General features: G+C 67.2%; 23 protein-coding genes. 8 read left to right on the plus strand and 15 right to left on the minus strand.

Annotated elements, in window-relative coordinates:
- A partial coding sequence (locus ABD240_RS09155) for an aldehyde dehydrogenase family protein (RefSeq protein WP_344336951.1) occupies positions 1-350 on the plus strand: 350 nt, incomplete at its 5' end.
- Positions 351-381: 31 nt separating this feature from the next.
- On the opposite strand, the gene ABD240_RS09160 is transcribed toward ABD240_RS09155, so the two are convergent.
- The 9 genes from ABD240_RS09160 to ABD240_RS09200 all read right to left on the minus strand — a co-directional run bounded on the left by ABD240_RS09160 (position 382) and on the right by ABD240_RS09200 (position 11874).
- Entirely contained in the window at positions 382-2136 is a 1755-nt protein-coding gene (locus tag ABD240_RS09160) for a PfkB family carbohydrate kinase (RefSeq protein WP_344336952.1), read from the minus strand.
- A gap of 30 nt (positions 2137-2166) precedes the next feature.
- Positions 2167-3867: an ABC transporter ATP-binding protein gene (locus ABD240_RS09165; RefSeq protein ID WP_344336953.1), complete on the minus strand. Its 1701-nt coding sequence runs from the start codon at positions 3865-3867 to the stop codon at positions 2167-2169.
- The gene (locus ABD240_RS09170; protein ID WP_291797214.1) at positions 3864-4766 is read right to left on the minus strand and encodes an ABC transporter permease; all 903 of its coding nucleotides are present in this window, start codon (positions 4764-4766) and stop codon (positions 3864-3866) included. Before ABD240_RS09170 ends, ABD240_RS09165 begins: the two co-directional genes overlap by 4 nt.
- On the minus strand, positions 4763-5776 hold the full coding sequence (locus ABD240_RS09175) for an ABC transporter permease (RefSeq protein ID WP_344336954.1): 1014 nt from the start codon (positions 5774-5776) through the stop codon (positions 4763-4765). Before ABD240_RS09175 ends, ABD240_RS09170 begins: the two co-directional genes overlap by 4 nt.
- Before the next feature lie 88 nt (positions 5777-5864).
- A complete protein-coding gene (locus ABD240_RS09180) occupies positions 5865-7478 on the minus strand; it encodes an ABC transporter substrate-binding protein (RefSeq protein WP_291797208.1) in 1614 nt (537 codons plus the stop codon).
- A gap of 276 nt (positions 7479-7754) precedes the next feature.
- Positions 7755-8348 (minus strand): TetR/AcrR family transcriptional regulator, encoded by a 594-nt coding sequence (locus ABD240_RS09185; protein WP_344336955.1) that lies wholly within the window; start codon positions 8346-8348, stop codon positions 7755-7757.
- Positions 8349-8660: 312 nt separating this feature from the next.
- Positions 8661-9770 (minus strand): aminotransferase class III-fold pyridoxal phosphate-dependent enzyme, encoded by a 1110-nt coding sequence (locus ABD240_RS09190; protein ID WP_344336956.1) that lies wholly within the window; start codon positions 9768-9770, stop codon positions 8661-8663.
- Positions 9771-9925: 155 nt separating this feature from the next.
- Complete coding sequence (locus ABD240_RS09195) at positions 9926-11023, minus strand: transketolase family protein (RefSeq protein ID WP_344336957.1); 1098 nt, start codon at positions 11021-11023, stop codon at positions 9926-9928.
- A complete protein-coding gene (locus ABD240_RS09200) occupies positions 11020-11874 on the minus strand; it encodes a transketolase (protein ID WP_291797195.1) in 855 nt (284 codons plus the stop codon). The genes ABD240_RS09195 and ABD240_RS09200 overlap by 4 nt, the downstream gene beginning before the upstream one ends.
- Before the next feature lie 230 nt (positions 11875-12104).
- Between ABD240_RS09200 and ABD240_RS09205 the strand changes: the two genes are divergently transcribed.
- Positions 12105-13391, plus strand: coding sequence for an amino acid deaminase/aldolase (locus tag ABD240_RS09205; RefSeq protein WP_425547006.1), 1287 nt, complete (start codon positions 12105-12107; stop codon positions 13389-13391).
- A 55-nt stretch (positions 13392-13446) separates the two neighbouring features.
- A complete protein-coding gene (locus ABD240_RS09210) occupies positions 13447-14811 on the plus strand; it encodes a D-arabinono-1,4-lactone oxidase (RefSeq protein ID WP_344336958.1) in 1365 nt (454 codons plus the stop codon).
- 127 nt (positions 14812-14938) lie between these two features.
- Here ABD240_RS09210 and ABD240_RS09215 read toward each other — a convergent pair whose 3' ends face one another.
- On the minus strand, positions 14939-15997 hold the full coding sequence (locus ABD240_RS09215) for an NAD(P)-dependent alcohol dehydrogenase (RefSeq protein ID WP_344336959.1): 1059 nt from the start codon (positions 15995-15997) through the stop codon (positions 14939-14941).
- Between the two features lie 320 nt (positions 15998-16317).
- Here ABD240_RS09215 and ABD240_RS09220 point away from each other — a divergent pair, with 320 nt between their 5' ends.
- The gene (locus ABD240_RS09220) at positions 16318-16986 is read left to right on the plus strand and encodes a TetR/AcrR family transcriptional regulator (RefSeq protein WP_291797187.1); all 669 of its coding nucleotides are present in this window, start codon (positions 16318-16320) and stop codon (positions 16984-16986) included.
- Between the two features lie 111 nt (positions 16987-17097).
- Here the strand turns inward: ABD240_RS09220 and ABD240_RS09225 are convergent, their stop codons facing one another.
- On the minus strand, positions 17098-17235 hold the full coding sequence (locus ABD240_RS09225) for a hypothetical protein (protein ID WP_344336960.1): 138 nt from the start codon (positions 17233-17235) through the stop codon (positions 17098-17100).
- Positions 17236-17277: 42 nt separating this feature from the next.
- Here ABD240_RS09225 and ABD240_RS09230 point away from each other — a divergent pair, with 42 nt between their 5' ends.
- A complete protein-coding gene (locus tag ABD240_RS09230) occupies positions 17278-17982 on the plus strand; it encodes a GntR family transcriptional regulator (protein WP_291797181.1) in 705 nt (234 codons plus the stop codon).
- Between the two features lie 75 nt (positions 17983-18057).
- Here ABD240_RS09230 and ABD240_RS09235 read toward each other — a convergent pair whose 3' ends face one another.
- Positions 18058-18333 carry a nitroreductase family protein gene (locus tag ABD240_RS09235; RefSeq protein ID WP_344337043.1) on the minus strand — a complete coding sequence of 92 codons (276 nt, stop codon included), beginning with the start codon at positions 18331-18333 and terminating at the stop codon, positions 18058-18060.
- Between the two features lie 739 nt (positions 18334-19072).
- On the minus strand, positions 19073-20023 hold the full coding sequence (locus ABD240_RS09240) for an HTD2 family dehydratase (RefSeq protein ID WP_344336961.1): 951 nt from the start codon (positions 20021-20023) through the stop codon (positions 19073-19075).
- 679 nt (positions 20024-20702) lie between these two features.
- On the opposite strand from ABD240_RS09240, the gene ABD240_RS09245 reads away from it, so the two are divergent.
- Positions 20703-20993, plus strand: coding sequence for a DUF4143 domain-containing protein (locus tag ABD240_RS09245; protein ID WP_291797175.1), 291 nt, complete (start codon positions 20703-20705; stop codon positions 20991-20993).
- Between the two features lie 272 nt (positions 20994-21265).
- Here ABD240_RS09245 and ABD240_RS09250 read toward each other — a convergent pair whose 3' ends face one another.
- Positions 21266-22915: an AMP-binding protein gene (locus ABD240_RS09250; protein ID WP_344336962.1), complete on the minus strand. Its 1650-nt coding sequence runs from the start codon at positions 22913-22915 to the stop codon at positions 21266-21268.
- Between the two features lie 47 nt (positions 22916-22962).
- Complete coding sequence (locus tag ABD240_RS09255; protein ID WP_291797170.1) at positions 22963-24129, minus strand: thiolase family protein; 1167 nt, start codon at positions 24127-24129, stop codon at positions 22963-22965.
- Positions 24130-24241: 112 nt separating this feature from the next.
- On the opposite strand from ABD240_RS09255, the gene ABD240_RS09260 reads away from it, so the two are divergent.
- Positions 24242-25411 carry an acyl-CoA dehydrogenase family protein gene (locus ABD240_RS09260; protein WP_291797167.1) on the plus strand — a complete coding sequence of 390 codons (1170 nt, stop codon included), beginning with the start codon at positions 24242-24244 and terminating at the stop codon, positions 25409-25411.
- A gap of 155 nt (positions 25412-25566) precedes the next feature.
- A complete protein-coding gene (locus ABD240_RS09265; RefSeq protein ID WP_344336963.1) occupies positions 25567-26364 on the plus strand; it encodes a crotonase/enoyl-CoA hydratase family protein in 798 nt (265 codons plus the stop codon).
- Positions 26365-26427 lie beyond the last annotated feature (63 nt).

The raw sequence follows: 26427 nt of genomic DNA on the forward strand, positions 1-26427 counted from the left end.
ATCACGAGGAGTTGTTCGGGCCGGCCTTCATGCTGTTCAAAGTCAGCAGCGAGGACGAGGCGGTGGAGTTGGCCAATGACACGCCGTTCGGTCTGGGTGCGGCCGTGTTCTCCGAGGACCTGGAGCGGGCTGAGCGTGTGGGTTCCCAGATCCAGGCGGGCATGGTGTTCCTCAACACTCCGGAGACCACGCGGGAGTTCCTGCCGTTCGGCGGCACCAAGCGCTCGGGTGTGGGCCGTGAGCTGGGTCCGTTGGCGATGGACGAGTTCGTAAACAAACAGCTCGTCTACAAGAGCGGAGGCAGCCAGCCGCTGGGCGGGCAGAACCAGTTCGCAAGGAACCAGGGATAGAAGAGAAAGAGCGGCGGATGCCGCCAAAGCCTCAGGCTTTGGCGGCATTTCCGTACTCAGCAGCGCGCCTTCTCACTTCCGTAAGGTCTCCGTGGTTCAGCCGAGCGGGAGCCCCAAGGACACGCGCAGACAGATAGACCTCACAGAGCCACTCCGTCAGCTCCGAGAACTCGATGGCTTCATCAAGGGTGGAACCGCAGCTCACTGCTCCATGATTGCGCAGAAGCACAGAACGAGAGCCGGCTGCCATCGATGCCCCCACAGATTCTGCCAACTCTTCCGAACCGAACGGGAAGTACGGCACAGTGGGCACCCGGCCGCCCAAACGAAGAATATTGTAGTGAATGACCGGCAGCTCGTCTTCCACCAGCCCTACAGCAACCGTGCTCCGGCCATGCGTATGCACGACCGCCAACGCCTCTGTGCACTGGTAGACACCAAGATGTAGCAGAGTCTCCGAGGAGGGGCGCGATCCGCAGAGCAGCTCGCCTCGGAGCGTCAGCACGCAGATGTCCTCCGGTTCTGCACTTTCGAAGCGCAGGCCGCCTCTCGTGATGAACACCAGATCCTCGTGGCGCTCGCTGATGTTTCCTGCACCCGCCAATACGACGCCGCGTTTCGCAATGTCCCGTGCGCGGCGAGCGAGACGGATTCTCCTCTCCTCCAGTTGCGGGGCAGTGATCCCGGGCACCTGTGCTCCCCCACCATCAGACTGAGTCACCGGAGACCCATCAACGGGAAGAAGCTGTGCACGGATCCGCGTCGCAGCCTCAGGCTTCTCCTGCCCCATGAAATCCAGCACCGTAGGCAGATCGACTATCCCCGCGTCCGACCCCAGTCCAGAGGCGACCAGCGCTCCACACGCGCACCCCAGGAGAACAGAATCCTCAGGCGAACAACCGCCCAGAACCGCAGTAATCACTCCGGAGTTGAAGGAGTCCCCGCACCCGGTAGTGTCCACGACTCTGGTGGCGAAGGCCGGGACCGTCACAGGTGGCGCACCCCGGCGGACGAGCAGAGCACCATCACCGCCCGTGGTCACTGCCACCGTTCCCACTCCGGTGTCGGCGATAAGCTTCGCAGCCGCCGCAGCGAGGTCATCGATTCCCGTACAGGCACGCAACTGCTCGTCATTGGGCATGAACCAATCGACCCGGCCCAACATGCTCAGCAATTCCTGCTGCATCTCTGCAGGGCGGGAATGGAGCAGATCCGCGAACACCGGTCTGCCGGTTTCGCGGAACCCGTCGACAACGGCGGCACCCTTCTCACCGAGAATGTCGGGCATGGCCTCCGGACCGCCCAGCAGAAGCGCATCCGCCTGGGCAAGGGCCGAGACATCCAAATCGTCCGCGCGCAGAGCCCGCGTCGCGCCCTGCACATGCATCGAAGGCCTCTCACCATTGGCGCGGATGGGCAGCATCGTCGACGACGTCTGCAGTCCGTCCTTCTCCACCAGTCCACAAATGTCCACGCCGTAGCTCGTGAGCTGCGAACGAAGGAATGCCCCCAAACCGTCCGCTCCAATCGCCCCGTAGCAGTCCACCGCGCAGCCGAGTTTGGCCAGATCGACGGCCGCGCCTCCTCCCGTCCCTGCAACAGTCATGCGGATCTCTTCCAGCAGGATCCCGCCTTGACCAGGTGGAAGTTCGCTCACCGGACGCCCCAGAACGTCCACGATGTACGGGCCGAGAACCGCGACGCGCGGCCCCGCGGCCGAAGCAGAGGGCAGTCGATCATGCCCGGCGGCAACGAATGAAGCAGGGAGTGTCGACACAATGGTCACCTTCCATCTCAGTAGGAACGCCATACATGCTCATGGGCCGGAGTGGTCAGAGCTTCCGGAGGGGATCGCTGCGATCAGGCTGCGCGTGTACTCATGCTGTGGGTGGTCGAAGATCTCTCCGGGCGTACCGCTCTCCACGATCTTCCCGGCCCGCATCACGTGGACACGGTGGGAGATCATCCGGACGACGGCCAGATCGTGGCTGATGAACACGTAGCTCAGTCCCAAGCGCTTCTGCAGATCGACCAGCAGGTCCAGAATCTGAGCCTGCACCAGCACGTCCAGTGCGGAGACAGCTTCGTCCAGAATCACCAGCTCCGGCTCGAGCGAGAGCGCGCGAGCGATCGCCACTCTCTGGCGCTGACCCCCGGAGAGCTCATGCGGATAGCGGTCTGCGTGTGCGGGATCCAGCGCAACCTGCTCCAGCAGCGCGGCAACGCGTTCGTTCCGGTCGCTGGGATCACCGATCCCATGCACGTCCAGAGGTTCCCGTATCGCATCGCCGATGGTGTAGCGCGGATCCAGAGAGGCATACGGATTCTGGAACACCGGCTGCACTCGTCGACGGAACGAGAACAGGTCCCCGCCTGAGAGAGAAGTCGCATCCCTGCCATCGAATGTGATGGAACCAGAGCTGACGCCCTCCAGCTGCAGCAGCAGCTTTGCCGTCGTGGATTTGCCGGAGCCGCTCTCACCGACGATTCCCACGGTTTGACCGCGAGGCACGGCGAAGGAGACATCGTCGACCGCAGCGAATGCGCTGGACCGTGCGAACAGCCCCGTCCTCACGGCATAGGTCTTGGTCAGCTCGCTGACCTCAGCGATGTGGTCAGACATGTTCCCGACTTCACCGGGTTCGCCGCCGACAGCGTCCGGGTCCTCTCGTGAGGCCTCCGACGTGAGAGAACGAGCCGCCAGGCTCGGCGCTGCCGCAATCAGGCGCTTGGTGTATTCGTCACTGGGAGCAGTGAGAACCGTCCTGGCATCTCCGCGTTCCACGACGTGACCACGGTTCATCACCACCACTTCATCAGCCCATTCCGCGGCGAGGCCCAGATCGTGGGTCACCAACAGCACCGAGGTCCCCATTGACTCCGTCAGAGAGGCGAGTTCGCCCAGGATCCGCTTCTGTACAGTCACGTCCAGCGCCGAGGTGGGTTCATCTGCGATCAGCAGCTTGGGTCTGCATGCCAGCGCCATCGCAATCAGCACTCGCTGGCGCATACCTCCGGAGAACTCATGCGGGTACTGTCGGAAACGACGCGGTGCCTCTCCTATCCCCACCAGGTCGAGCAGCTCGATGCTTCGCCTCTTCGCCTCCTGCCCCTTCGCCACACCGTGGATGGTGAAGACCTCCGCGATCTGGGAGCCGATGCTCCGCAGCGGGTTCAGATTAGACATCGGGTCCTGCGGCACCAGACCGATTTGACGACCTCGAACGGCACACATCTGCTGCTCGCTCAGGTCGAGCAGATCGGCGCCGTCGAACTCGACAGAACCTGCGGTGACTCTGCCGTTGGAAGCCAGAAGATGATTGATGACTGAGGCAAGTGTGGACTTGCCGGAGCCCGACTGCCCCACCAGAGCCACCGTCTGTCCCCTGTCAATATGCAAAGACGCATCTTCTACCGCTGTCACCTCGCCTCGTTTGGTGGTGAAGGCGACGCTGAGGCCCTGAACGTCCAATAGCCGACAGCTGTTCGGTGACACGGCGTCCTCCCGGCGATTCATCGTCCACCTCGTACGTCCAGTGCGTCCCGCAGCCCGTCACCCAGGAAGTTCACCGCCAGCACGATGGACACCATGGCCAGACCGGCTCCTGCCGCGATCCACCACTGGTAGAAGTTCGCAGCCCCCTCTGTGATCATGGCGCCCCACTCGGGGGAGGGCGGCAGTGCGCCCAGACCCAGGAAGCTGAGTGAGGCGATGAGGATGATGATGGTGCCGAGGTCGATCGTGGCATTGACCATCACAGGCGTCAGAGAATGCGGAAGCACGTGCTTGCGCAGAATCTTCCACCGTCCCATGCCGATGGCTCGCGCAGCTGTCACGTGCTCACGCTCCTTGATCGAGAGGATCTGGCCGCGCACCAAACGCGCGTAGATGGGCCACCACACCACCACGATCGCCACAAATGCGTGCCACAGACCTGGTCCGAGAGCTGCGGTGACCGCCATCGCCAGCAGAATCGAAGGAAAAGCCAGGGTGATATCCGCCAGCCGCATGACAATCACATCTGCGAGTCCGCCCAAGAACCCTGCTACGGCGCCCAGGATTCCGCCCAGGACCACGGAGATGACGATGGCGACGAATGCCAGGGGCACCGATTGGCGTGCTCCATGGAGCACGCGGGAGAGGACGTCGCGACCCAGCGTGTCGGTGCCGAAGAGATGAGCGACAGAGGGTGCTTCCAGCCGCGGGCCGGAAGCTTCGAAAGGATCATAAGGTGCGATGAGGCCGGCGAAAACGAGCACGATCAGCCAGAAGACGATGACGACGGCTCCGAACACGATCTGCGGACGCACAAGCGGCTTGAGCCAGGCCCGCAGTCCTCCCGCTGTCACCAGTGATTTCGGCCGTGCTTGGGCGGGCAGACCTTCGCTCATGGTCGGGTCATTCAGGATGCTCACTTCATCCTCACTCTCGGGTCGATGAGCGCATAGGCGATGTCGGTGAGCAGGTTCGCAATCAGGAAGATGGAGCCGCCCACCAGACAGACGCCGGTGATCGCCGGGTAGTCCAGCGCACGGGCGGATTCGACGGCGTAGGTGCCGATCCCGCTCCAGGAGAAGATGGTCTCGACCAGGACAGCTCCCATGATCACCATGCCGACGGAGATGCCGACCATGGTGACCACCGGAGTCAGAGCGTTCTTGAGCACGTGGTGCCCCAGCACCTGGGTCTGGTTCATCCCCTTGGCTCTGGCGGTACGTACATAGTCCGCGCTCTGCTCCTCGAGCATCTGGGCGCGAACCATCCGGATGACGGCTCCCATCAGCGGCAGGCTCATCACGAAGGCCGGCATGAGCAGGTGGATCAGTGCGTCGTAGAACAGAGGCCCATTGCCCGCCAAGAGCGCGTCGATGGTGTAGAAGCCGGTGATGAAGCCCGGTGGCTCGACGCGAGCAGACAGGCGCCCGGGCCCGGGCGCTATTCCCAGCGTCGCATAGAAGACGAACAGGAACAGCAGGCCCACCCAGAAGACCGGCAGGGAGGACCCGGTGAGAGCGAAGATGCGGTTCACGCCGTCAAGCAGGCTGCCTCTGTAGCGAGCCGCGAGAACACCGAGAACGACCCCCACGACCACCGCGATAGTCACAGCGACGGCGGCGAGTTCAGCGGTAGCCGGAAGCCGCACCGCGAGATCACTGAGCACGGGCTGTTTGGACCTGAACGACGTACCCAGATCACCCTGCAGCAGATTCTGGAAGTACAGAAGATACTGCGTAGGCAGATTCTGGTCCAGGCCCCACTTCTGATTCGCCGCAGCGACGATGTCCGGGTTGTTGAGATTGCGCTCCCCCACGATCGATGCCAGCGGGTTGCCGGTGATCGAATGGGAGAGGAAGAACGCGATCGTGGCGATTCCCCAAAGCAGGAACGGCACCATCGCCAAGCGTTTCAGGATGAACCTGAGCATAGCTGCGTGCACCTCTCTCAGTGCCGGGTTCGACGTGCGTCAGGTTCGGTGCGGTGCGCCCGTCTGAACGCACCGCACCGAAGCGGACTCACTCGGTGAACTTCAGCTCACGGAGATCGATGTTGCGGGTGACGTGGTAGTTGTTGCCCTCCACGTTCGTTCCACTGGCCAGGATGATGTTGGGATTGACGATCGGCAGGATGAGCGCGTCGTCGTACATCTTCTGCCCGAGCTCCGCGAAAGTCGCAGTCCGGTCCTCACCCGTCTGCGCGAGCGCCTGTGCCTGCAGTTCGGTCTGTTCCGGATCCTCAGGGAGACCGGAACGCTTGCCCCAGGTGGTGTCAGCGGCGCGGGAGAAGTACTGCGGGTACTGAATGCTGTCCGGATGATCCGGAGCGTAGTACACCGAGGTCACCGGGATGCCCTCACTGCCGATCTGCTCCGCCCATGCCGAGTATTCCAAGGGATTCAGATTCAGATCGATGCCCACCCCGCTCAGACTCTGCTGAATCGACTGGAACATGGTGCCGAAGTTGACGCCGTAGATGGTGAAGGTGGGGAAGGTGACATCGAGGTCGAGACCGTCGGCATGGCCGGCCTCCGCCAGCAGCTCCTTGGCCGCTTCAGGGTCATACTTCGGCAGAGGGAGATCCGCCGAGCCCTCGAAGCCGTTGGGCAGTGCGGTCGACTGCAGTTCGCCGTGGCCGCCCACAGTGGCATCGATCACGGCTTCGTAGTCGATGCCTGCGCGGATGGCTTCGCGCACCTCGGGCTCCGCAAGCACCGGATCTGCTCCGGCAGCTCCGGGCGAAAGCGCGACGTAGACGAAGTTGTAGGACGGCACCACTTCGCTCGTGATGGCGGAATCGCCTTCCACCTGGCTCAATGCGTCAAAGCTCAGCTGCATCGCCACATCGATATCGCCTTGCTGGAGCTGCTGCAGCTGTGACGATGAATCCGCCACGTCCTTGATGGTCACGGAGGAGAAGTTGGGTGTCTCGCCCCAGTAACTGTCGTTGCGTGACAGGACCAGCTGGTCACCCTCCGCATAGGACTCGAGGACGTACTGACCCGAACCGGCGGAGTTCTCCATGAACCACTCCTCGGCGGTATCCGTAGCAGGATCTGTGGTCGCACCGTTCTCCGCAGCCAGATCGGAATTGATGATGCCGGTGTAACCGGCGCTGACAATGTTGAAGAAGGCCGAGTTGGGGTGCTCCGAGTTGACGACCACTGTCTTCTCATCAGGAGTGTCGATGGACTCCACTCCGGCCATGAGGAAGCTGGGACTGCCTTCCAGACCCTGCAGTCGTTCCCAGGACCATTTCACGTCCTTGGCCTCTACCGGGGAGCCGTCGGCAAAGACCGCATCCGGCTGCAGGGTGAAGGTGAACTGGGTGTGGTCGTCGTTCGCCTCCCAGCTCTCAGCCAGCAGCGGTTCGAGCTCTCCGTCAGCAGAAGGAGCCGAGAGCAGCGTGTCATAGACCGCTGCGTTGTAGATCTGACAGCTGTCACAGAACGTACGGCTGAGGTCCAGTGTGGTCAGGTCCATCGCCCGGCCCAGTATCACTCCGTCTCCGCCGTCAGCTCCGCCTGAGGCCGTGGGTGGGGCACAGGACGCCAGGGTTCCGCACAGGAACAGCGCAGCGGCAGCAGCGGTGATCTGATGTATGCGATTTCGGTGAAGGTACTTGCGATGCATGAGTGACTCCTTCGATGTGCTGTGCTGGTCGGTCCGTCCGGCCCGACCGGGCCACGGGTAGTCCACTGCGCTGTTGCCCGCATACGAGCCTGCTGATGCCGCGGGGTCCCCAGGAGAAGCACCGAGCTTATTTATCTCGGATGTCTGAAATAACATTAGGGCCGCAAGGGTGTGATGTAAAGCACTTTTTCGAAGAGGGCATGCCGAGTCCGGGTCGCCAGGGGCAATTCCCAGGGCAGCGCCCCGGTGCGCCAGGGCCCAGAGTGATGGCCGAGTTCAGCCGGAAACGTCCACCCGGTACTCAGCGACAGCCTTGTCGAGCATCCGAAGCTGCTCCGGAGCCGGGATCCTCTTGCCCACGGCCACCCTGAAACTGATCCCGTCCATCACCAGGCGCAAGGTGGAGACCAGCTCTCCGTCCAAGGCGCTGGGCACGAGTTCGCCCGCCTCCACGGCGGAACGGACGAGCTTGGCGACGAAACGGTTGAAGGCGTCGAACTCTCTGGAGACGACGGAGCCTATCTCCGAATCACCCACTGCAAGACCGAAGTAGCTCGCCTCCACCTGAGCGAGGAAGACACGTCTCTGGTCCAGCGGCAGACAGGCCCGCATGAATGCATAGAGGCCGTCCAGCCCGTCGAGACTGTCCATGTCGACGAATCGGTAGACCTCACGGTGGGAATACGTCAGCGCATACTTCATGACTTCGCTCTTGTCCGCGAAGTAGTGCGCCAGGATCCCCGTCGAATAACCGGCCTCCGCTGCGATCTGACGCGTGGTGACGTTGGCAGCGCCTTCACGGACTATGAGACGGCAGACAGCCTCAGCGAACTCGTCACGGCGTTCATCGTGGTCGATGATCTTAGGCATTCGCTGAACCTCCGGTTCGCCGTCCAAACCCTTCCAACCATAGATCATCGAAGCCTGCCGCATTGACACCGCTCCCATGCGGCAACACCGGCGCAGGAATACGTACCGTCACCTGGTGCGGTCGGACACCAGCCGCCGAGTTCGGTTTGAAGTCGAGAGAACGAACACGCATTCGTCGAGCGATGTGAGATACCCAGAGGCCCCATCGGCGGGCCCGTCCGCTGCAGCGGACGGGCCCGCCCTCACCTCTGAGACCGCAGCCGATCACGGAAGCGCCGTCCCCTCATCCCCCGTTCGGACCGATGCCTCCGCTCAGAGCTTCCGGCCCAGTGCGGCGAAGGCCTCATCCGTGATCTCCAGCGCCTGCGCGATATCGGCTTCCTGATGCGCCGCCGAGAGGAACCAGTTGTGCACAGGGTGCAGGTACACACCGCGGCGCACCGCCTCATCGGCGAATGCGGACGAGAGCGCCTGATCCGAGTCATCCGCGAACTGCAACAGGGGCATCTGCACAGGACCGGACACCTCGGCGTCGAAACCGTGTGCTGCAGCCTGTGTCCGGAGCCCGGAGATGAAGCTCTCCCCTGCGACGCGAATCCGGTCCAGGGCATCGGAGTCCCTGAGGACGGAGAGAGTCGCCATAGCCGCAGCCATTGGCACAGGCGAGTACCAGAAGGACCCGGTGACGAAGATCGCCTCTGCTCCCTCCCGCAGCCATTCACTGCCGGTCACCGCCGCGAGTGGGTGGCCATTGGCTATCGCCTTCGACCAGGCGGCCATGTCAGGCTGCACCCCCAGTGGAGCCCAGCTTCCCTGAAGGTCGATCCTGAAGCCGCAGCGCACGTCGTCGAGGATCAGAGCAGCTCCCGCGGAATCGGCCAGCTGCCGCAGCCCCCGCGCGAACTCTGCGGTGGCGTATTCCTGCCTGGTGCCTAGCTCCTGCTTCACCGGTGCGATGATGATGCCGGCGAGGTCATCGCCGGCACGCTCGGCGGCGGCCTTCGCAGACTCCAGGTCGTTGTACTCGAAGAAGTCCAGATGCGCCCGGTCCTCCGGCAGCACGCCCCCCAGCGAAGGACTGCACCAGGGCGCAGCACCGTGATACGCGCCCCGTGCCAGGAGAATCTTGCGCCTGCCCGTGGCGGCACGTGCTGTGGAGACGCAGGTGGTGGTCGCGTCTGTGCCGTTCTTGGCCAGAAGCGCCCAGTCCGCATGGGGCACCATCTCGACCAGGGTCTCTGCGAGCTCCACCATGACGGGTGCGGGCCCGTTCAGCACATCACCCCTGTCCAACTGCTCAGAGACCGCCCGGTCCACGTCCTGATGCCTTCGTCCCAGCACGATCGGGCCCCACCCGCACATGAAGTCGATGAACTCCCTCCCGTCCACGTCCCGCAGACGGCAGCCCTCACCTCGCTCCATGAATTGTGGGTAACCGGCCGGCAACTTCTGCACAGCCATGTGTCCGTACATTCCGGAGGGGATCACCTTCCCCGCACGAGCACGGAACAGGGAGTCCTTCTCCCGGTGGTCGAGTTCATCTCGCCCAGCCGCAGGCTCAGTGATGACTGTCCTCTTCACAGCAGCTCCTTCGCAATCGTCTCGATCCCGGCCGCATCCAGCCGGTAGTGCGCGTACAGCGCGGCGGGCGGGCCCACCGGCACGTGTTCATCCGGAACACCGTGCTTCCTGAAGCGGACCCCCTGTATGCCGAGCTCCAGCAGGACTTCCCCCACAGCGGTGCCCAGACCGTTGGTGAGGTTCGCTTCCTCGACCACGAGGATGCGCCCGGTCTCTCTCGCTGCCCGCTCGATCGCAGCCCGATCCAGCGGACTGACAGAGAACATGTCGAGCACCCGTACGCCGACGCCGTGCCGTCCGAGCCGCTCAGCAGCTTCCAGCGCGGGGTGGACGGTGGAGCCCACAGCGATGAGGGTGAGGTCGCCGCCCTCCCGCAGCGTCAGCGCACGGCCGAACTCCACCTGCGGGGGCGCATCGTAGACCTGCGGATCGCGCCCACGGCCCAGACGGATGTACATCGCCCCGGGATGGTCGAGAGACGCCCGCAGGACGGACCGCAGATGGTTGGCGTCCGTAGCCGCGACCACGGTGAGATCTGCGATCGTCCGCATGATCCCCAGATCCTCGAGACTGTGATGACTGGTTCCGTAGAAGCCCAGCGAGATACCGGAGTGGTGGCCCACCACCCGCACCGGCATCTTCGGGTACGCGCAGTTCGTCCGAATCTGCTCCGCGCCCAGCAGAGCGGCGAACGAGGCGAAGGTGCTTGCGAAGGGCACGCACCCGGTGCTGGCCATGCCCGCCGCCATCGTGATCATGTTCTTCTCCGCGATGCCCGCGTTGAAGAACCGCTCTGGATGCCGGTCACGGAAATCGTTCGCGCGGCTGGCCCTCCCCAGATCCGCGGTCAACACCACGACGCGCGGATCGCCCTCTGCCAGGTCAGCAAGCTCTTCTCCGAAGACGAAGGCCGGAATCTGCCGCGTATCGTTCCCGTCCGATGAACGTGCGTCCCTGAGCCCGGTGACTGCCGTTCCATTGAATACCTCGGACTGGTCCTGCCAGTCCTGTGCGCCCGCGCCCACCGCTGCGTCCGCACGAACATCCGATACGGCGCGGAGACCCGTGATCGGGTCCTGCATCTCCCTTGTCATCGGGGTTCTCCCTTCAGCTCCGCAATCACGTCGTCATAGTCCTGACCCACGAGGTTGCCCACATGCCAGTCAGGACTCAGCTCCATCCGCGCGACGCCCTTGCCCTTGACGGTGTCTGCGACTATGCACTGCGGCCGCCCCCTACCTTCCGAGGGAAGGCCGCCGAAGGTCTCGAGAATCGCAGACAGATCGTGCCCGTCAATGCGATGCACATCCCAGCCGAAGGAGCGGAAGCGCTCGTCTATGGGCTCGACATCCATCACCTCCCGAGTGAACCCGTCGATGCACAGCTGGTTCGCGTCGACGATCACCCGCAGACGACCGAGACGATGATGAGCCGCCGCCATCGCCGCTTCCCAGACCTGGCCTTCTCCCAGCTCGCCGTCTCCGGTCATCACCCAGACGTTCGAGGCGTACCCGCCGAGACGGGTGGCGAGCGCCATGCCTGCGCCTATCGAGAGCCCATGCCCCAGCGAACCGGAGCTGAAGTCGATGCCGGGGATCTTCTTCATATCGGGGTGGTCCCCGAAGGGACTGCCCAGGCGGGTGAACGACTCCAGCAGCTCCGGCGCATAGAAGCCACGGTCTGCGAGTACCGGATAGAGCCCGATCGCCGCGTGCCCCTTGCTGAGCACAAACCGATCCCGATCCGGCCTGCGGGGGTCGTCTGGATCGATTCGGAGCTCGCGATAGTAGAGAGCAGCGAGCAGTTCCGCGCAGGAGAAGACCGCGGAATAGTGTCCGGCCCCGGCGATCCGAGTCAGCCTCACCGTCTCTGTGCGGATGAAGCGCGCCTTCTCCTCGAGAGCCTCCAAGGAGAGGTCCGCACGGATCAGGGTGTCAGTCGGCATTGCGATTCCTCTTTTCTTCATACATCCGTCATAAATAAGGCGCAGAGGGTCGAGGAGTGCAAGTGGGAGGCACTCGGCGCGATCACGCCATCAGCCCAGCCTCTCGCCGGGCTTAAATTGGACGCTTGACCAATTTCGTGGAAGACTACCACGTGACCGGCGCCACATCCAGGGGTTCGGCCCCGGAAGCCCGGCGCACCCACCGCACTCCCTCCTCGGAGGTCCATCGCATGAACAGCGTTTCCCCTCTCCCCTTCGACCTCGGCCTCTCCCCCGGCCCGGTCCCCGATCACCGCCCGGAACCGTCCGTCCACTGGCACGAGATGGAGACCGCGACCGCCCATCTCGACCCGCCCTACGCGGTGCTCCACCGCGATGCGCTCGCACGCAACGCGCACGACCTGCTGGCCCGCGCTCAGGGAACACCGCTGCGCGTCGCCAGCAAGTCCGTGCGGATCCGAGCGGTCCTCGAGGCCGTCCTCGCTCTGCCCGGATACCAGGGAATCCTCGCGTTCACGCTGCCGGAGGCCCTCTGGCTGGCGGAGTCGGGGTTCGACGACATCGTCGTCGCCTATCCCAGTGCGGATCGGGGCGCTCTGCGACGGCTGGCCGCCGACAAGGCCCTCACCGCGGCGATCACGATCATGATCGACGATGCCGCGCACCTCGACCTCGTCGACTCCGTCGCCGCACCAGGCGCCCGGGCGGAGGTGCGGGTGGCGCTCGACCTCGACGCCTCTCTGCTCCAGCCGCAGCCCGACGGGAGCACACGACGCGCCGGAGTGCACCGCTCGCCGCTCCACAGTCCCGCGCAGCTGGCAGACCTCGCCCGGCAGGTGACCGGGCGCGCGGGGTTCCGCCTCGCCGGCGTCATGTCCTATGAGGCGCAGATCGCCGGCGTGACGGACGACGGCCCCGGTGCCGCCCGGATCCGTGAGATGAAGCGCGCGTCCGTCGCGGAGCTCCGCGCGCGCCGGCCGGAGGCCGTGGCGCTGGTCCGGGACATCGCCCATGCCGCCGGACACGATCTCGACTTCGTCAACGGCGGAGGCACCGGATCCGTCGAGACCACACGGGAGGACCCCAGCGTGACCGAGATCGCCGCCGGCTCGGGACTGCTGGGCCCGCACCTGTTCGACCACTACTCCGCATTCACCCCGGAGCCGGCCGCCGCGTTCGCCCTGTCCGTCGTCCGCAGACCGTCACCGGACGTCGCGACGCTGCTCGGCGGAGGCTGGATCGCCTCGGGCTCCCCCGGACCGGACAGGCTCCCCCAGCCGGTCTGGCCCGCAGGCCTGGACTACACGCCCAATGAGGGCGCGGGCGAGGTGCAGACGCCGCTGCGCGGGGACGCCGCCCGTTCGCTGCGTCCCGGCGACAGGGTCTGGATGCGCCACACCAAGGCCGGGGAGCTCGCCGAGCGCGTGGACACCGTGCACATCGTCGGCTCCACCGGCGGCGGGGAGATCCTCACGAGCGTGCCCACGTACCGCGGCGAGGGCCGGTGCTTCCTGTAGACCGGCCGGCTCGCGCAGTCCTACGCCCACGACAGACCACAGGAGAGTGAGAGACATGGAAGCAGCCGCAGGGGCACAGGCCCCGCAGCAGGGAGCGCACGCCGCGGAAGCCGCGGGCGGGGCGCGGCGATGGCAGAACTGGTCGCGGAGCCAGAGCTGCGCGCCTGCCCGCATGCCGGTCGCCGCCGGCCTCGAGGACGTCCGCACCGCCATCCGCGAGGCGGCGGGTGCGGGCGGCCCTCTGCGGGTCCGCGGCGCGGGGCACTCGTTCGGGGACAACGTCGTCACCGCCGGCACGCTGCTGAGCCTCGACGGGATGACGGGCCTGCTCGAGGTGGACTCCGCCGGCGGCAGGGTGAGGGCGGCGGCCGGCACCCGCCTGTGGGAGCTCAACGCCGCCCTGGACGCGCACGGCCTGGCGATGGTGAACCTCGGGGACATCGACCGGCAGTCGCTCGCCGGCGCGGTCTCGACCGGCACGCACGGCACCGGTGCGACGATGGGCAACCTCGCCACCCTCGTGGAGGCCGTGGAGCTGGTCACCGCCTCCGGCGACGTGCTCGAGTGCACGGCGGACGAACCGGATCTGCTGCGGGCGGCGCGCCTGAGCGACGGCGCACTGGGCGTGATCACGGCCTACACCCTCCGCGTCGCACCCGCCTACCGCCTCCGGGAGCGCCTCAGCTCGGAGCCGCTGGAGGGCCTGCTGGAGAACCTGGATGCCGAGGTGCGGAACAACCGGCACTTCGAGTTCTTCACCTTCCCCTACAGCGATCGGGCGATGGTCAAGCGCATCAATCCGGAGCCGGACGAACCGGAGACGTACGGAGCGGAGGTGCGGGTCACGACCGAGGCCGCACCCCTCGACCGCCTCGACATGGCGGAGGCCTGTGCCAAGGGGATCGCGGATCCCTCGCGCATCCCCGACCTCAACCGCCGCCTCGCCCTCTCCGTCGGCACCCACACGACAACCGGCCCCTCGCACAAGGTGCTCATCTCCTCCCGCGACGAGGTCTTCATGGAGACCGAGTGGGCATTCCCGCGGGAGGCGGCGCAGGCCGTGCTCACGCAGATGAAGACGATGGTCGAGGAGCGCGGGCTGCCGGTGAACTTCCCGTTCGAGGTGCGCTTCGTCAGAGGCGACACGGACTCGCTGCTCAGCCCCGCATACGGACGCGACACCTGCTACATCGCCGCGCACGTCTCGCTCGGCCTCGACCACCGCGAGTTCTTCGCCGCCCTCACGGAGATCGCACTGGCACACGGCGGACGTCCGCACTGGGGCAAGTGGCACGATCTGGACGCGGCTGCTCTCGCTCCCCTCTACCCGCGCTGGGAGGAGTTCCAGGCCGTGCGCCGCGAGCTCGATCCACACGGCGCCTTCGCCAATGACCACATCCGCCGGGTGTTCGGCGACTGAGCGGAGCACCTGCTCGGCCCCTCCGCGCGGACCGAGCCCGAGGTGCCGGCCCGGATCCGAGGCACAGGTTCTGACCCGAGGCACAGGTTCGGGCAGGCTCCCGCCAGGGTGCCTGCCCGCGCCGGGCTCAGACGGCCTCGGCTCCGGCGAACGTCGCCGTGTCGATGACGAAGCGGAAGAGGACCTCGCCGTCGACCACCCGGTCGTAGGCGGCGTCCGCCTCGTCCACGCCGATCCTCTCGACCCACGAGCCGATGCCGTGCTCCGCGCAGAAGTCGAGCATCTCCTGCGTCTCCGCGATGCCGCCGATGTTGGAGCCCGTCAGCACCTTCCCACCGCCCACCAGCGCACCGAAGCTCAGCGACTGCCTCTCCGGCGGCAGCCCCACGACGGCCATCACGCCGCGCGGCTTCAGCAGCCCCAGATAGCGGTTCACCGGGATGTCCGCGCTGATGGTGTTGAGGATGAAGTCGAACTCCCCGCGGTGCGTGGAGAAGAAGCCCTCGTCCGTCGTGGCGAGCACCCGGGAGGCGCCGAGCTCCCGGGCCGTCTCCTCCTTGCGCAGGCTGCGGGACAGGACGGTCACCTCGGCACCCATGGCACGGGCGATCTGGACGCCCATGTGGCCGAGGCCGCCGAGACCCAGCACCGCGACCGCGGAACCGGGGCCCACACCCCAGCGTGCGAGCGGCGAGTAGGAGGTGATGCCGGCACACAGCAGCGGTGCGGCGACGTCGAAGCCGAGGGAGTCGGGGATCCTGCAGACGAAGCGGTCGTTCACGACCACCTTCTCCGCGTATCCGCCCTGCGTGACGGTGCCGTCGACGTCCTGCGAGTTGTACGTGCCCACCTTGTCCGCACAGTTCTGCTCGAACCCCGCAGCGCACTCGGAGCACTCGCCGCAGGAGTTCACCAGGCATCCGACCCCCACGCGGTCCCCTGGCTTCCACGCCGTGACCTGCGACCCCACGGCTTCGACCACGCCTGCGATCTCATGCCCCACCGTGAGTGGGAAGTGCGCTTCGCCCCACTCGTTGCGGATGGTGTGGATGTCGCTGTGGCAGATGCCAGCCGCCCGGATGTCGATGAGCACATCGTGTTCGCCCACCTCGCGACGCTCGATCGTCGTGACGCGGAAGGGGGCGTCCGGTCCGGTCTTCTGCAGCGCTTTCACGGTGATGGGCATGGCTACCTCCAGACGGTCCGCGCACCGCTCTCGGCGCGCCTCTCCCCTCCACCCTATGCACATCCGCCGGCGGCATCGGAATGAAAGCGCAGGCGGCGCAGGGCACCGACAGGAGGTAGGCTTTTCCCAGACACTGACCGAACGATCACTAAACGCCCGCACATCAGCGCCGGCCGCCTCCCCGAACGGGAGGCGGATGCCCGCTCATCCCTACCGTACCGCCCGCACGCGGTCCGCGCCGAGGCGAAGGGGCCTCGGCGCGGATCACGGCAGCGGTGATCCGCACAGCCCCCGGCGGCTGCAGACCAGGAGGTCCCCACATGGCCCACGCCGGCAACGGACGGAGCGAGATCCTCCGCGCCGCCCGCATCACCTTCGCCCGCCACGGGTTCGACGGAGCCTCGATCCGGGACATCGCACAGGAGGCGGGTCTGAGCCTGTCCGCCCTGTACTACTACTTCCCGTCCAAGCAGGACGCGCTCTACGAGCTCATCCACAACTCGTTCGTCTGGTTCTCCGAACGGGCCCTGCGGGTGCTCGAGGAGACGGGCGACGACCCCGTCGAGCGCCTGTCCGCACTGGTGCGCTTCACGGTGCTCTACCGCTCGCGGTTCACGCAGGTGAGCCGCGTCATCCTGCGTGACACGGAGCGGCTGAGCGAGGACAAGTTCGCCGAGATCCGCGAGCTGCAGCGGGAGACGCGCAACATCTACTCCCGCACCGTCGCCGCCGGGATCGAGGCCGGCGTGTTCTCCGCGACGAGTGCGGAGACCTCCTCGCGCGCGGTCCTCTCCATCGTCAACTCCATCCCGCTGTGGTTCTCCAAGGACGGCAGCCTCACGCCCAAGGACCTCGAGCGCGAGTACCTCATCTTCAGCCTCCGCCTGCTGGCCTACATGCCCGAGGAGGAGGAGCTCGAGCGCCTCCTCGCCCTCCCCATCGCGGACTTCGACGAGGAGGAGATCCTCCGCAACGCCGAGGGGAAGTGACGGCGAAGGCTCCGCCACAACCGCACCCCGCTCCACCGACAGCCTCGCGAGACCATGTCCTCGCGGGGCTGTTGAGGTTCCCCGGACAGCACAGCTGCTTCATCCCGGCCCTCACATCCGCAGGTGCGCGTCGCGGCCATCAGTCCAGCCGCGGAGGATGAGCTCGACGGTATCGCCGACAGCCTCCACCACCTCGTGACCGGAGTGCGGGCACGGCAGACGTGACTGCAATTCGTCTGCCATGCGCACATAATGTATTGGACACAGCACGAATCGCAGTCGGGAGATCTCATGGCCACACGGGACACACGCGGACGCAGACGGGAGCGCAGCCCGCTGCCGGAGGAAGTGGCGAGCTATGTCCGCGAACTCATCATCTCCGGTCAGATCCGCGCCGGTGAGTTCATCCGCATGGAGCCCATCGCCGAGGCCGTGGGAGTGAGCATCACTCCCGTCCGCGAAGGCCTCCTCACGCTGCGGAACGAGGGCTTCGTCCGCCTCGTGCCGCGCCGCGGGTTCGTGGTCTCCAGCTTCTCCACGCAGGACGTGCGCGACATCTTCTGGGCGCAGAGCCAGCTTGCGGGTGAGCTCGCAGCCCGGGCGGCCGGACGCATTACGGAGTCCGACATCGCCGCGCTGCGCACCAACATCACCGAGTTCGACGCGGCGGTCGCCGCCGGTGACACGGAAGACGTGACCTTCCTGGGCCGGCAGTTCCACAAGATCATCAACCGCAGCGCGGAGTCCTACAGACTCGCTCTCCTCCTCGAGTCGATCGCCAGCCAGCTGCCGCCGGCCCTCTATGCGACCATCGAGGAGCAGGTCGAGGACTCCCACGTCGCCCACCCCGCGATCGTCGACGCCCTCGCCCAGGGCGACGCCGCCGCCGCCAGGGTGCTGACGATCACGCACACCACGGGCAGCGCCGACTACCTCATCGCGAATCTCCAGGCTCAGGGGCTGTGGAGCGACGAGGAGCAGGCGGAGAGCGCCTGAGGACCGCCGGCGGCGAAAGGCCTCGGCCGACGACGTGATCGCCGGCGAAGACCGTTCGTGCGCGAGGCAGCTCCCTCAGTCCGCCCAGGTGACGACCTCCTCGAGACCGGAGCGCTCCGTGCGGTAGCTGTTTGTCGCATACCCTGTGCCCTCGTAGCCGAACGAAATCCCGGCGACGAGCTGCCGGTCCTCCGAGAGGCCGAAGTACTCCCGCAGCACCGCCGCACGCATCACGAGCGCCGCCTGCGGGATGCAGGCCAAGCCCAGGTTCTCGGCCGCCAGCAGGAACGTACCGATGTAGAGGCCGCAGTCCACGGCTCCGTAGACGCCCTGCGCGGCTTCCGTGGTGATGCTCGCGACGTGAGGACGGAAGCTCTACGCGGCCCGCCCGTCCGCTGTCGGATAGGCGCCGTAGGGGCGAACACGGGATCGCTCATGCCCGCCCGCAAGGGATCCTCACCGGTGTGCATTGCATGATTGAGCGAAGCCGAGCACCTCGCCCATGACGCCGAGCATCGAGATCTGACTGCCCCTACCGGCAGCGGTGCGGCCAGCACCGTCGATGACACGCAGAAGGAGACCGCCACATCCGTGACCGGCGGACTCGGCCAGGTCGGTTCCTCCGGGAGCCCGGTGCGCACAGACGCTCCGGACCCGGCCAGGATGAGGAGATCGCATGCCCGCTTGTGGTCGCTGGGACCGCCCCTGTCGTGGTTGAATCACACGAAGTGCGCGGCCTGTCTCTTCCCCCGTCGTGTCCAGTAGCAGGTGCCGTCGCCCTCTCCGGAGGATCGGCCTGCCACTGCGCCCGGGAGCGCATCCGTGGTGCCACTGGTTCCCGGTCCTGAGCGCGGCTGAAGCACGGCGCCCGTGCCGGGTTCGGCACGGATCCCATGCACTGGTGGATGTCGCGGGCTCCGTTGTGTCTGTGCCGATCCGTGGCGGCCACATGGAACCCCATCACGGGGTTCGCAATGCACCTCAGGACGCAGGTCGCAGACCGAGGACGCACACGGGTCAGATGAAGCATCAGGATCCGAGCATATTCCGGAGACCGGACCCCACACCGAGCAGACGTGCGCCCGCGATCTCAGCGGTGGGTGAGCGTCGCCTTCACGCAGACCGCACCGCCGGGGCCCACCACCGCGAGCTCCTGCGTGCGGACGCCCTCCTCGGCGGAGCCGTCCTCCGGCGCCGTCTCCCGCCCGCACATGAACGTCTGCTCGCCCACGAACAGCGGACTGCGCGCGGAGAAGTCGAAGGTGAGCACCTGTGCATCCGGGTGCCGCTGCAGGAAGGAGTCCATGAGCATCGTGGCGGAGAGAGGACCGTGGACCACGAGGCCAGGGTATCCCTCCTCCTGCGTGGCATAGGGCAGGTCGTAGTGGATGCGGTGGGAGTTGAAGGTGAGCGCGGAGTAGCGGAACAGCATGACCTCGTTGGTCCGCTTCTCCTCCGCCCAGTCCCACCCCTCCGGCGCGGGGCCGTCCGCGCGCGGCGGGCGCGCCGGGCCGGGCCCCTCCGGATCGACCGGCACGGCCTCCTTGTAGACGATGGTCTGGTGCTCCGTGAGCGCACGCGCCCCGTCCGCGCTCACGTCATGCCGGAGCTCCACGAAGCACAGGCGGCCGCTGCGGCCCTCCTTGGGCGTGACCGCCTCGATGGTGGTGGTCTTCTCCAGGGACTGCCCCACCCGGATGGGTGCGTGGTAGGCGATGCGGCTGCCGGCCCACATGCGGCGCGGAAACGGCAGCGGAGGCATGAAGCCGCCCAGCCTGGGGTGCCCGTCCGGGCCCAGCTCGCTCATCGCCGCATCCGGGGTGAAGTGCAGCCAGTGCCCCACCGGGAAGACGCGCTCCGGGTCCGCGGGACGATCGAGGACCGCCCCCAGCCGCAGCGCCACGGAGGGGGCTGCGACGTCCGTGAGCGTCTCCGTGCGGCCGATCCATTCGCTGTAGTCCGGCAGCGGCTGTCCGCCGTCCGAGCCGGCCTGTCCCGCGCCGCCGGTCCCGGGTGCGGTCGATGATGCCTGAACGTCCATGTCCTGCCCTATCCGAGTCGTGCCGTGCCCCTGCGATCGCGGTCCGCACGGCGCTTGCATTCCCACCACAGGGTAGTCCGGGCCTCCGGACGGCGCGTGCGCGTCTCGCGCATCGGCCCGCCGCCGAGGCCGGCCCTGAGGGATCCGCTCAGAAGCTGAGCACGAAGTGAGCGATGGTGGTGGACGTCCCTTCAACCGCCTGCACACCGGAGAGGAAACAGCACACTCCCTGTAGTGAAGACAGCAGCGCAAGGTGTGAGGTGAGGGTGGTGCAGAACGTGCAGTGATGGTGCGCGAGGACGTCTGATGACGTACCTGAAACCGAGTCCGGACGTCCTGCCGGACGCGCTCATGCCAGAAGCTCCCGCCATCGCCCTCGACAGCCCCACGCGCGTCGGCAGGACAGCAAAGGCGTCTCACCGGGCTGCGCACTCTCGGAACTGGAAACCCAGGAACATCGGGAGCTCCTGAGCGCAGCTTGATCCTTTCCCCGCTGCCCCGCGGCACTCACTTCATCGACGAACGGCAGCACCGTACCGATGCGTGGAATGCCATCAGACGAGCGGTGGACAGCGGAGCACCCGCCGGCCTCTTTCTCCCTGCCGGCAGCGCGACCCTGCGCCCAGGGGCGGGGACGCACAGCGGGGCCGGGCGCATCCTCTCCCCTCGCATGAGGACCATGGGTCTGCACGAGCACGGCCTGGCCGACCCGGCTCTCGCTGCCCGCCTCATGAATCTCACTGCGCGGAAGCTCGCCACCCCTGTCGCCGCGGACAAGGTCGGCAAGCTGTTCGAATCCCTCGTCACCCTGACGGTGCGGGTCATCGCAGAAGCGCACGGCGCGACCGTGGGCCATCTGCGCTCGCAGGACGGGCAGCAGGAGATCGATCTCATCGTCGAAGGCGACGAGGGACAGGTCATCGCGATCGAGGTGAAGCTCTCCCCCGATTTCAAGGACAGCGAGGTGTGACACCTGAAATGGCTCCGGGAGAAGATGCCTGATGACGTCGATCTGATGGTGATCACCACCGGTGAGACGGCGTACCGGCGCAGGGACGGCATCGCAGTGGTGCCACTGGCACTCCTGGGCCTCTGAGCACGGGCTGCCATCAGGAGCACCGGAGCGTCCCCTGCCTCCGGAGGCCGGTCCATCGATGGCCGGCTTCCCACCCGATGTGCCGCTGGCCGCCCAGGCATATCTGGGCGGCCAGCGGCACAAGGGATGGGGAGGGACGCGAGGGCTCAGCCCAGCAGCTCGCTCAGCTGCGCGCTCACGGCATTCTTGTCCGGCTTGCCGATCTTCGTCACCGGGATCGCCTCGAGGAACACCACGTCCTTGGGCGTCTGCACACTGCCCTTCTCCGCGCGGACGAAGGCGCGGATCTCCTCCGCGAGCGCCTCGCTGTCCGCATCCGCTGTGCCGCCCGCCGCGCCCTCGCGCGCCGTGGCATCGCCGCCGTCGGCACTGGGCGACGCACCCTCCCGCAGCACCACCGCGGCGACCACCCGCTCGCCCCAGTCCGCGTCCGGCACACCCACGACGCAGGCCTCGGCCACGGCCTCGTGCTCGAGCATCCGGACCTCCACCTCCGCCGGGTAGACGTTGAGCCCGCCGGTGATGATCATGTCCTTCTTCCTGCCGACTATGTGCAGGAAGCCGTCCGCGTCGAACCGCCCCAGATCACCGGTGTGCAGGCGACCGCCGCGCAGCGTCTCGGCAGTGAGCTCGGGCTGGTTCCAGTACCCGGACATCACGATGGGCCCGGAGACGCAGACCTCCCCCACCTCGCCCACGGGCACCTCGGCGTCCTCCTCGTCCCGGACCGTGACGTCCGCACAGGCGGTGGGCAGGCCGGCGCTCGCGAGCCTGCCCGGCACGGAGGGGTCGTGGTCCTCCCGCCGGAGCACGGAGATGAGGTTGGGCGCCTCCGCCTGCCCGTAGAGCTGGAGGAAGACGGGCCCGAGGCGCTCGATCGCCTCCGCCAGCCGCGAGGGATCCATGAGCGAGGCGCCGTAGACCACCGTCTCCAGCGAGCGGAGCCGGTCCGTCTGCGCAGGCTCCAGCGCGAGGATCCGGTAGATCATGGTGGGCACCAGGAACGTCGAGGTGATCCGATGCGCCTCGACCGCGTCCACGAACGCCTCGGGGGCGAACTTGTCCATCATGACCATGCACCCGCCCCGGAGCAGGATGGGCAGCGCCATCGCCCCGGAGGCATGTGACATGGGCGTGGTCACGAGGAAGCGGTTGTCCGCCGGCCACTCCCAGTCCACGACGGTGAAGAGCGCATTCGTCACCATCGTCCGGTGGCTGCGGACGATGCCCTTGGGCGTGCCCGTGGTGCCGCCGGAGAAGCCCAGCGAGGCAGGCGTCTCCGGGTCCACGCGCACCGGCTTGTCCAGCACCGCGAACCCGGAGCTCGCCTCGACCGGCCGGGAGACGACGAGCGGGACGATCCGGAGGCCGGGGAGCTCCGCCGCCAGCTCCTGGGCCATCGCGTCGAAGCGGCCCTCCTCGTACAGGAGCACCGTGACCTCTGCGAGCTCGAGCGAGAGGCGGTGGTCCCGGATCCCGTTCTCCGGGTGCAGCGGACTCACCCGCAGCCCCTCCATGTAGAGGGCCGAGGTGGCGAAGAAGGTCTCCGGCCGGCTGCCGGCCAGCACCGAGCCGTAGTCGCCGGCCTGCGCCCCCGCCGCCCGCAGCCGCTCCCGCACCGCCTGCACGCCGGCGGCGGCCTGCGGGTAGGAGAACCTCCGCTCGCCGTCGACGAACGCGGTGCGCGCCGGGTACCGGGTGAGCGCGGAGTACACCAGCTCCCCCATCGTGCGGGTGGCCGGCTGCGCGGCCTCGGCCGCGGACGGACGGGCAGGTGCGGGCGCGTCAGAGAGCATCGTCGGTCTCCAGTGATCGTTGCGGATGTGGCGGGCGGGGCCGGCGCTCAGCCCAGCAGCTCCAGGATGGTCGCATTGGCCTGGCCGCCGGCCTCGCACATGGTCTGCAGACCGTAGCGGGAGCCGGTCGCGCGCATGTGGTGGACGAGGTCCGTCATGATGCGGGCACCGGAGCCTCCCAGCGGGTGGCCGAGTGCGATCGCACCGCCGTTGGGGTTGACCTTCTCCCAGTCCACGCCGATGTCCCGCATCCATGCCAGCGGCACCGTCGCGAAGGCCTCGTTGACCTCGAACACGTCGATGTCCGAGGCGGAGAGACCGGACTTCGCCAGCGCCTTCTGGGTGGCCGGGATGGGCGCGGTGAGCATGATGACCGGATCCGTGGCGGCGAGCGCGGCCGTGTGGACGCGGGCGATCGGCTCGAGCCCCAGCTCCTTGGCCTTCGCATCCGTCATCACGAGGAGAGCGGCGGCGCCGTCGGAGATCTGCGAGGAGTTGCCGGCCGTGACCACGCCGTCCTCACGGAACACCGTCTTCAGCCCGCCCAGCGTCTCCAGCGTGCCGCCGGGGCGGATGCCCTGATCCACGGCGAACTCGAACTCCTCGCCCTCCTTGGTGAGACCCGTGATCGGGAGGATGTGGCCGGAGAGTCGGCCGGCTGCGTGCGCGGCCTGCGCCCGGGCGTGCGAGTCCAGCGCGAGCTGGTCCACGTCCGTGCGGGTGAAGCCCCACTGCTCCGCGATCATCTCCGCGCCGATGCCCTGGCTGAACTCGTCCTGCCCGTAGCGCTCCTTGATGGAGGGGCCGAAGGGCCTGCCCGGGCCGTTCTTGCGGGCGGAGCCCATGGGCACGCGGGTCATCGACTCGACGCCGCCGGCGATGACGACCTCCTGGTGGCCCGCCGCCACGGAGGCGACGGCGAAGGTGAGCGCCTGCTGCGAGGAGCCGCACGCGCGATCCACGGTGGTGCCGGCGACGGTCTCCGGAAGGCCGGCGGCGAGCGCGGCCCACCGGCCCACGTTGCCCGCCTGCTCACCGGCCTGGCTCACGCAGCCCCAGATGACGTCCTCGATGAGCGCGGGGTCGATCCCCGTGCGCTCCACGAGCCCGCGCACCACGTGGGCGCTGAGATCCACGGGGTGGATCTCGCGGAGCGCTCCTCCGCGCTTGCCCACTGCGGTGCGTGCGGCATCGACGATGACTGCTTCCGGCATGATGACTCCCCTTCGAGGCTGATTCCCGCCCGCGGCTGGTCCGCGCTGACGGATACGATACGCTCGAAGTCAGCTTAACGAGTGTTCGATTCAAAGTCGATGGAGACAAGACATGCGCAGGACCGTCTACGGCCCGGACCACGAATCCTTCCGCGAGCTGTGCGCGGACTTCGCGGAGAAGGAGCTCGTCCCCCGCTTCGCGGAGTACGAGGAGGCGGGCCTCATCGACCGGTCCGTCTTCGCCCGGATGGGCGAGCTGGGCCTCATCGGCATGCAGATCCCGGAGGAGTACGGAGGCGGCGGCCAGGACAGCTTCAAGTTCAACGCCGTCCTCACGGAGGCCACGGCCGCCGCCGGCGTCTCCCTGGGATCGCTGCGCGTCCACCAGGACGTCGTCACCCCCTACATCCTCGAGTACGCGAACGCGGAGCAGAAGGGGCGCTGGCTGCCCGGCATGGCCGCCGGCACCCGGCTCGCGGCCATCGCGATGACGGAGCCCGGCACCGGCTCGGACCTCACCGGCATCCGCACCCGGGCCGAGCGCACCGCGACCGGGGACTGGAAGCTCAACGGGGAGAAGACCTTCATCACCGGCGGCGCGAACGCGGACCTGGTCCTCGTCGTCGCACGCACCTCCCCCTTCGACCCGGCGGACCGCCGCGGGGGTCTCACGATCTTCGTCGTCGAGTCCTCCATGCCCGGCTTCAGCGTGGGCAAGCCCCTGAAGAAGCTGGGCATCCGCTCGCAGGACACCGTGGAGCTGGGCTTCGACGACGTGGAGGTCCCCGCCGCCAATGTGCTGGGCGAGGAGGGCCGGGCCTTCAAGTACCTCTCGCACAACCTCGCGCAGGAGCGGCTCACCATCGCAGTGAACGCCACCGCCTCCGCGCAGGCGGCGATCCGTCTGGCCTCCGAGTACGCGCAGGAGCGCACCTCGTTCGGGACTCCGCTCTCCGGCTTCCAGAACACCAAGTTCGTGCTCGCCGAGTGCTCCGCGGAGGCGTCCGCGGCGCAGGCCCTCGTGGATCAGGCGCTCGAGGCCCACGACGCCGGCGAGCTCAGCCCGGCCGACGCCGCCCGGGTCAAGCTCTTCGCCACCGAGGTGCAGGGCAGGGTGGTCGACAAGTGCCTGCAGGTGCACGGCGGCTACGGCTACATCCTCGAATACCCCATCGCCCGACTCTACGCGGACGCCCGGATCACGCGGATCTACGGCGGCACCTCGGAGATCATGAAGACGATCATCGCCAAGGACATGGGACTGTCCGCCCGCCGCAGCTGATTCCACGGCGCTGCTTCCACGGCGCTGCGCGCCAGAGCACTGCGCACTGCGCCGCCGGAGCGATACTTGGCATACTTGAACAGTCAGACCTGACTCGAACCGGACGGCCCCGTCCTACAGACCAGTCACAGCAGACAACAGGCAAAGGAGCTCACATGTCGGAGAACACCGGTACGGAGAACGCAGCGACCGAGGCCGAGGTCCTCACCGAGGTCCGCGGCAACGTCCTCGTCATCACCCTCAACCGCCCCAAGGCCAAGAACGCCGCCAATGCCGCGATGGCACAGCAGATGGTCGCGGCCCTCGACCGCCTGGAGTCCGATGACTCCCTCTACGTGGGCGTCATCACGGGCGCGGGCAAGACCTTCTGCTCCGGAATGGACCTCAAGGGCTTCGTGCGCGGCGAGCGCCCCTCCATCCCCGGCCGCGGCTTCCTGGGCCTCACCGAGGGCCGCATCGACAAGCCGCTCATCGCGGCCGTGGAGGGCTACGCACTGGCCGGCGGCTTCGAGACGATGCTCGCGTGCGACCTCGTCGTCGCCGCGGAGACCGCCAAGTTCGGCGTGCCCGAGGTCAAGCGCGGGCTCGTCGCCGCTGCCGGCGGGGTCGTGACACTGCCCAACCGCACGCACCGCGCCGTCGCCATGGAGATGGCGCTCACCGGCGACATCTACCCGGCGACGTTCGGCAAGGAGAACGGCTTCGTCAACACGATCGTGGCCGATGGCGGCGCGCTCGACGGCGCGCTGGAGCTAGCGCAGAAGATCGCGAAGAACGGCCCGCTCGCCGTCCGGGTGTCCAAGCAGCTCATCATCGAGTCCCAGGACTGGTCCGAGGAGGAGAAGTTCGCCAAGCAGGCGCCCATCGTGGATCCCGTGTTCACCTCGGCGGATGCCAAGGAGGGCGCCACCGCCTTCGCGGAGAAGCGCGAGCCCGACTGGACCGGCCGCTGAGCCGGCACTGACCGGGCCCCGGCACCGGCTGAGGCCGGCCCAGGACCATCAGGCGGCGGACGG

This window comes from Brevibacterium salitolerans (genome assembly GCF_039531405.1).
Lineage (GTDB): Bacteria > Actinomycetota > Actinomycetes > Actinomycetales > Brevibacteriaceae > Brevibacterium > Brevibacterium salitolerans.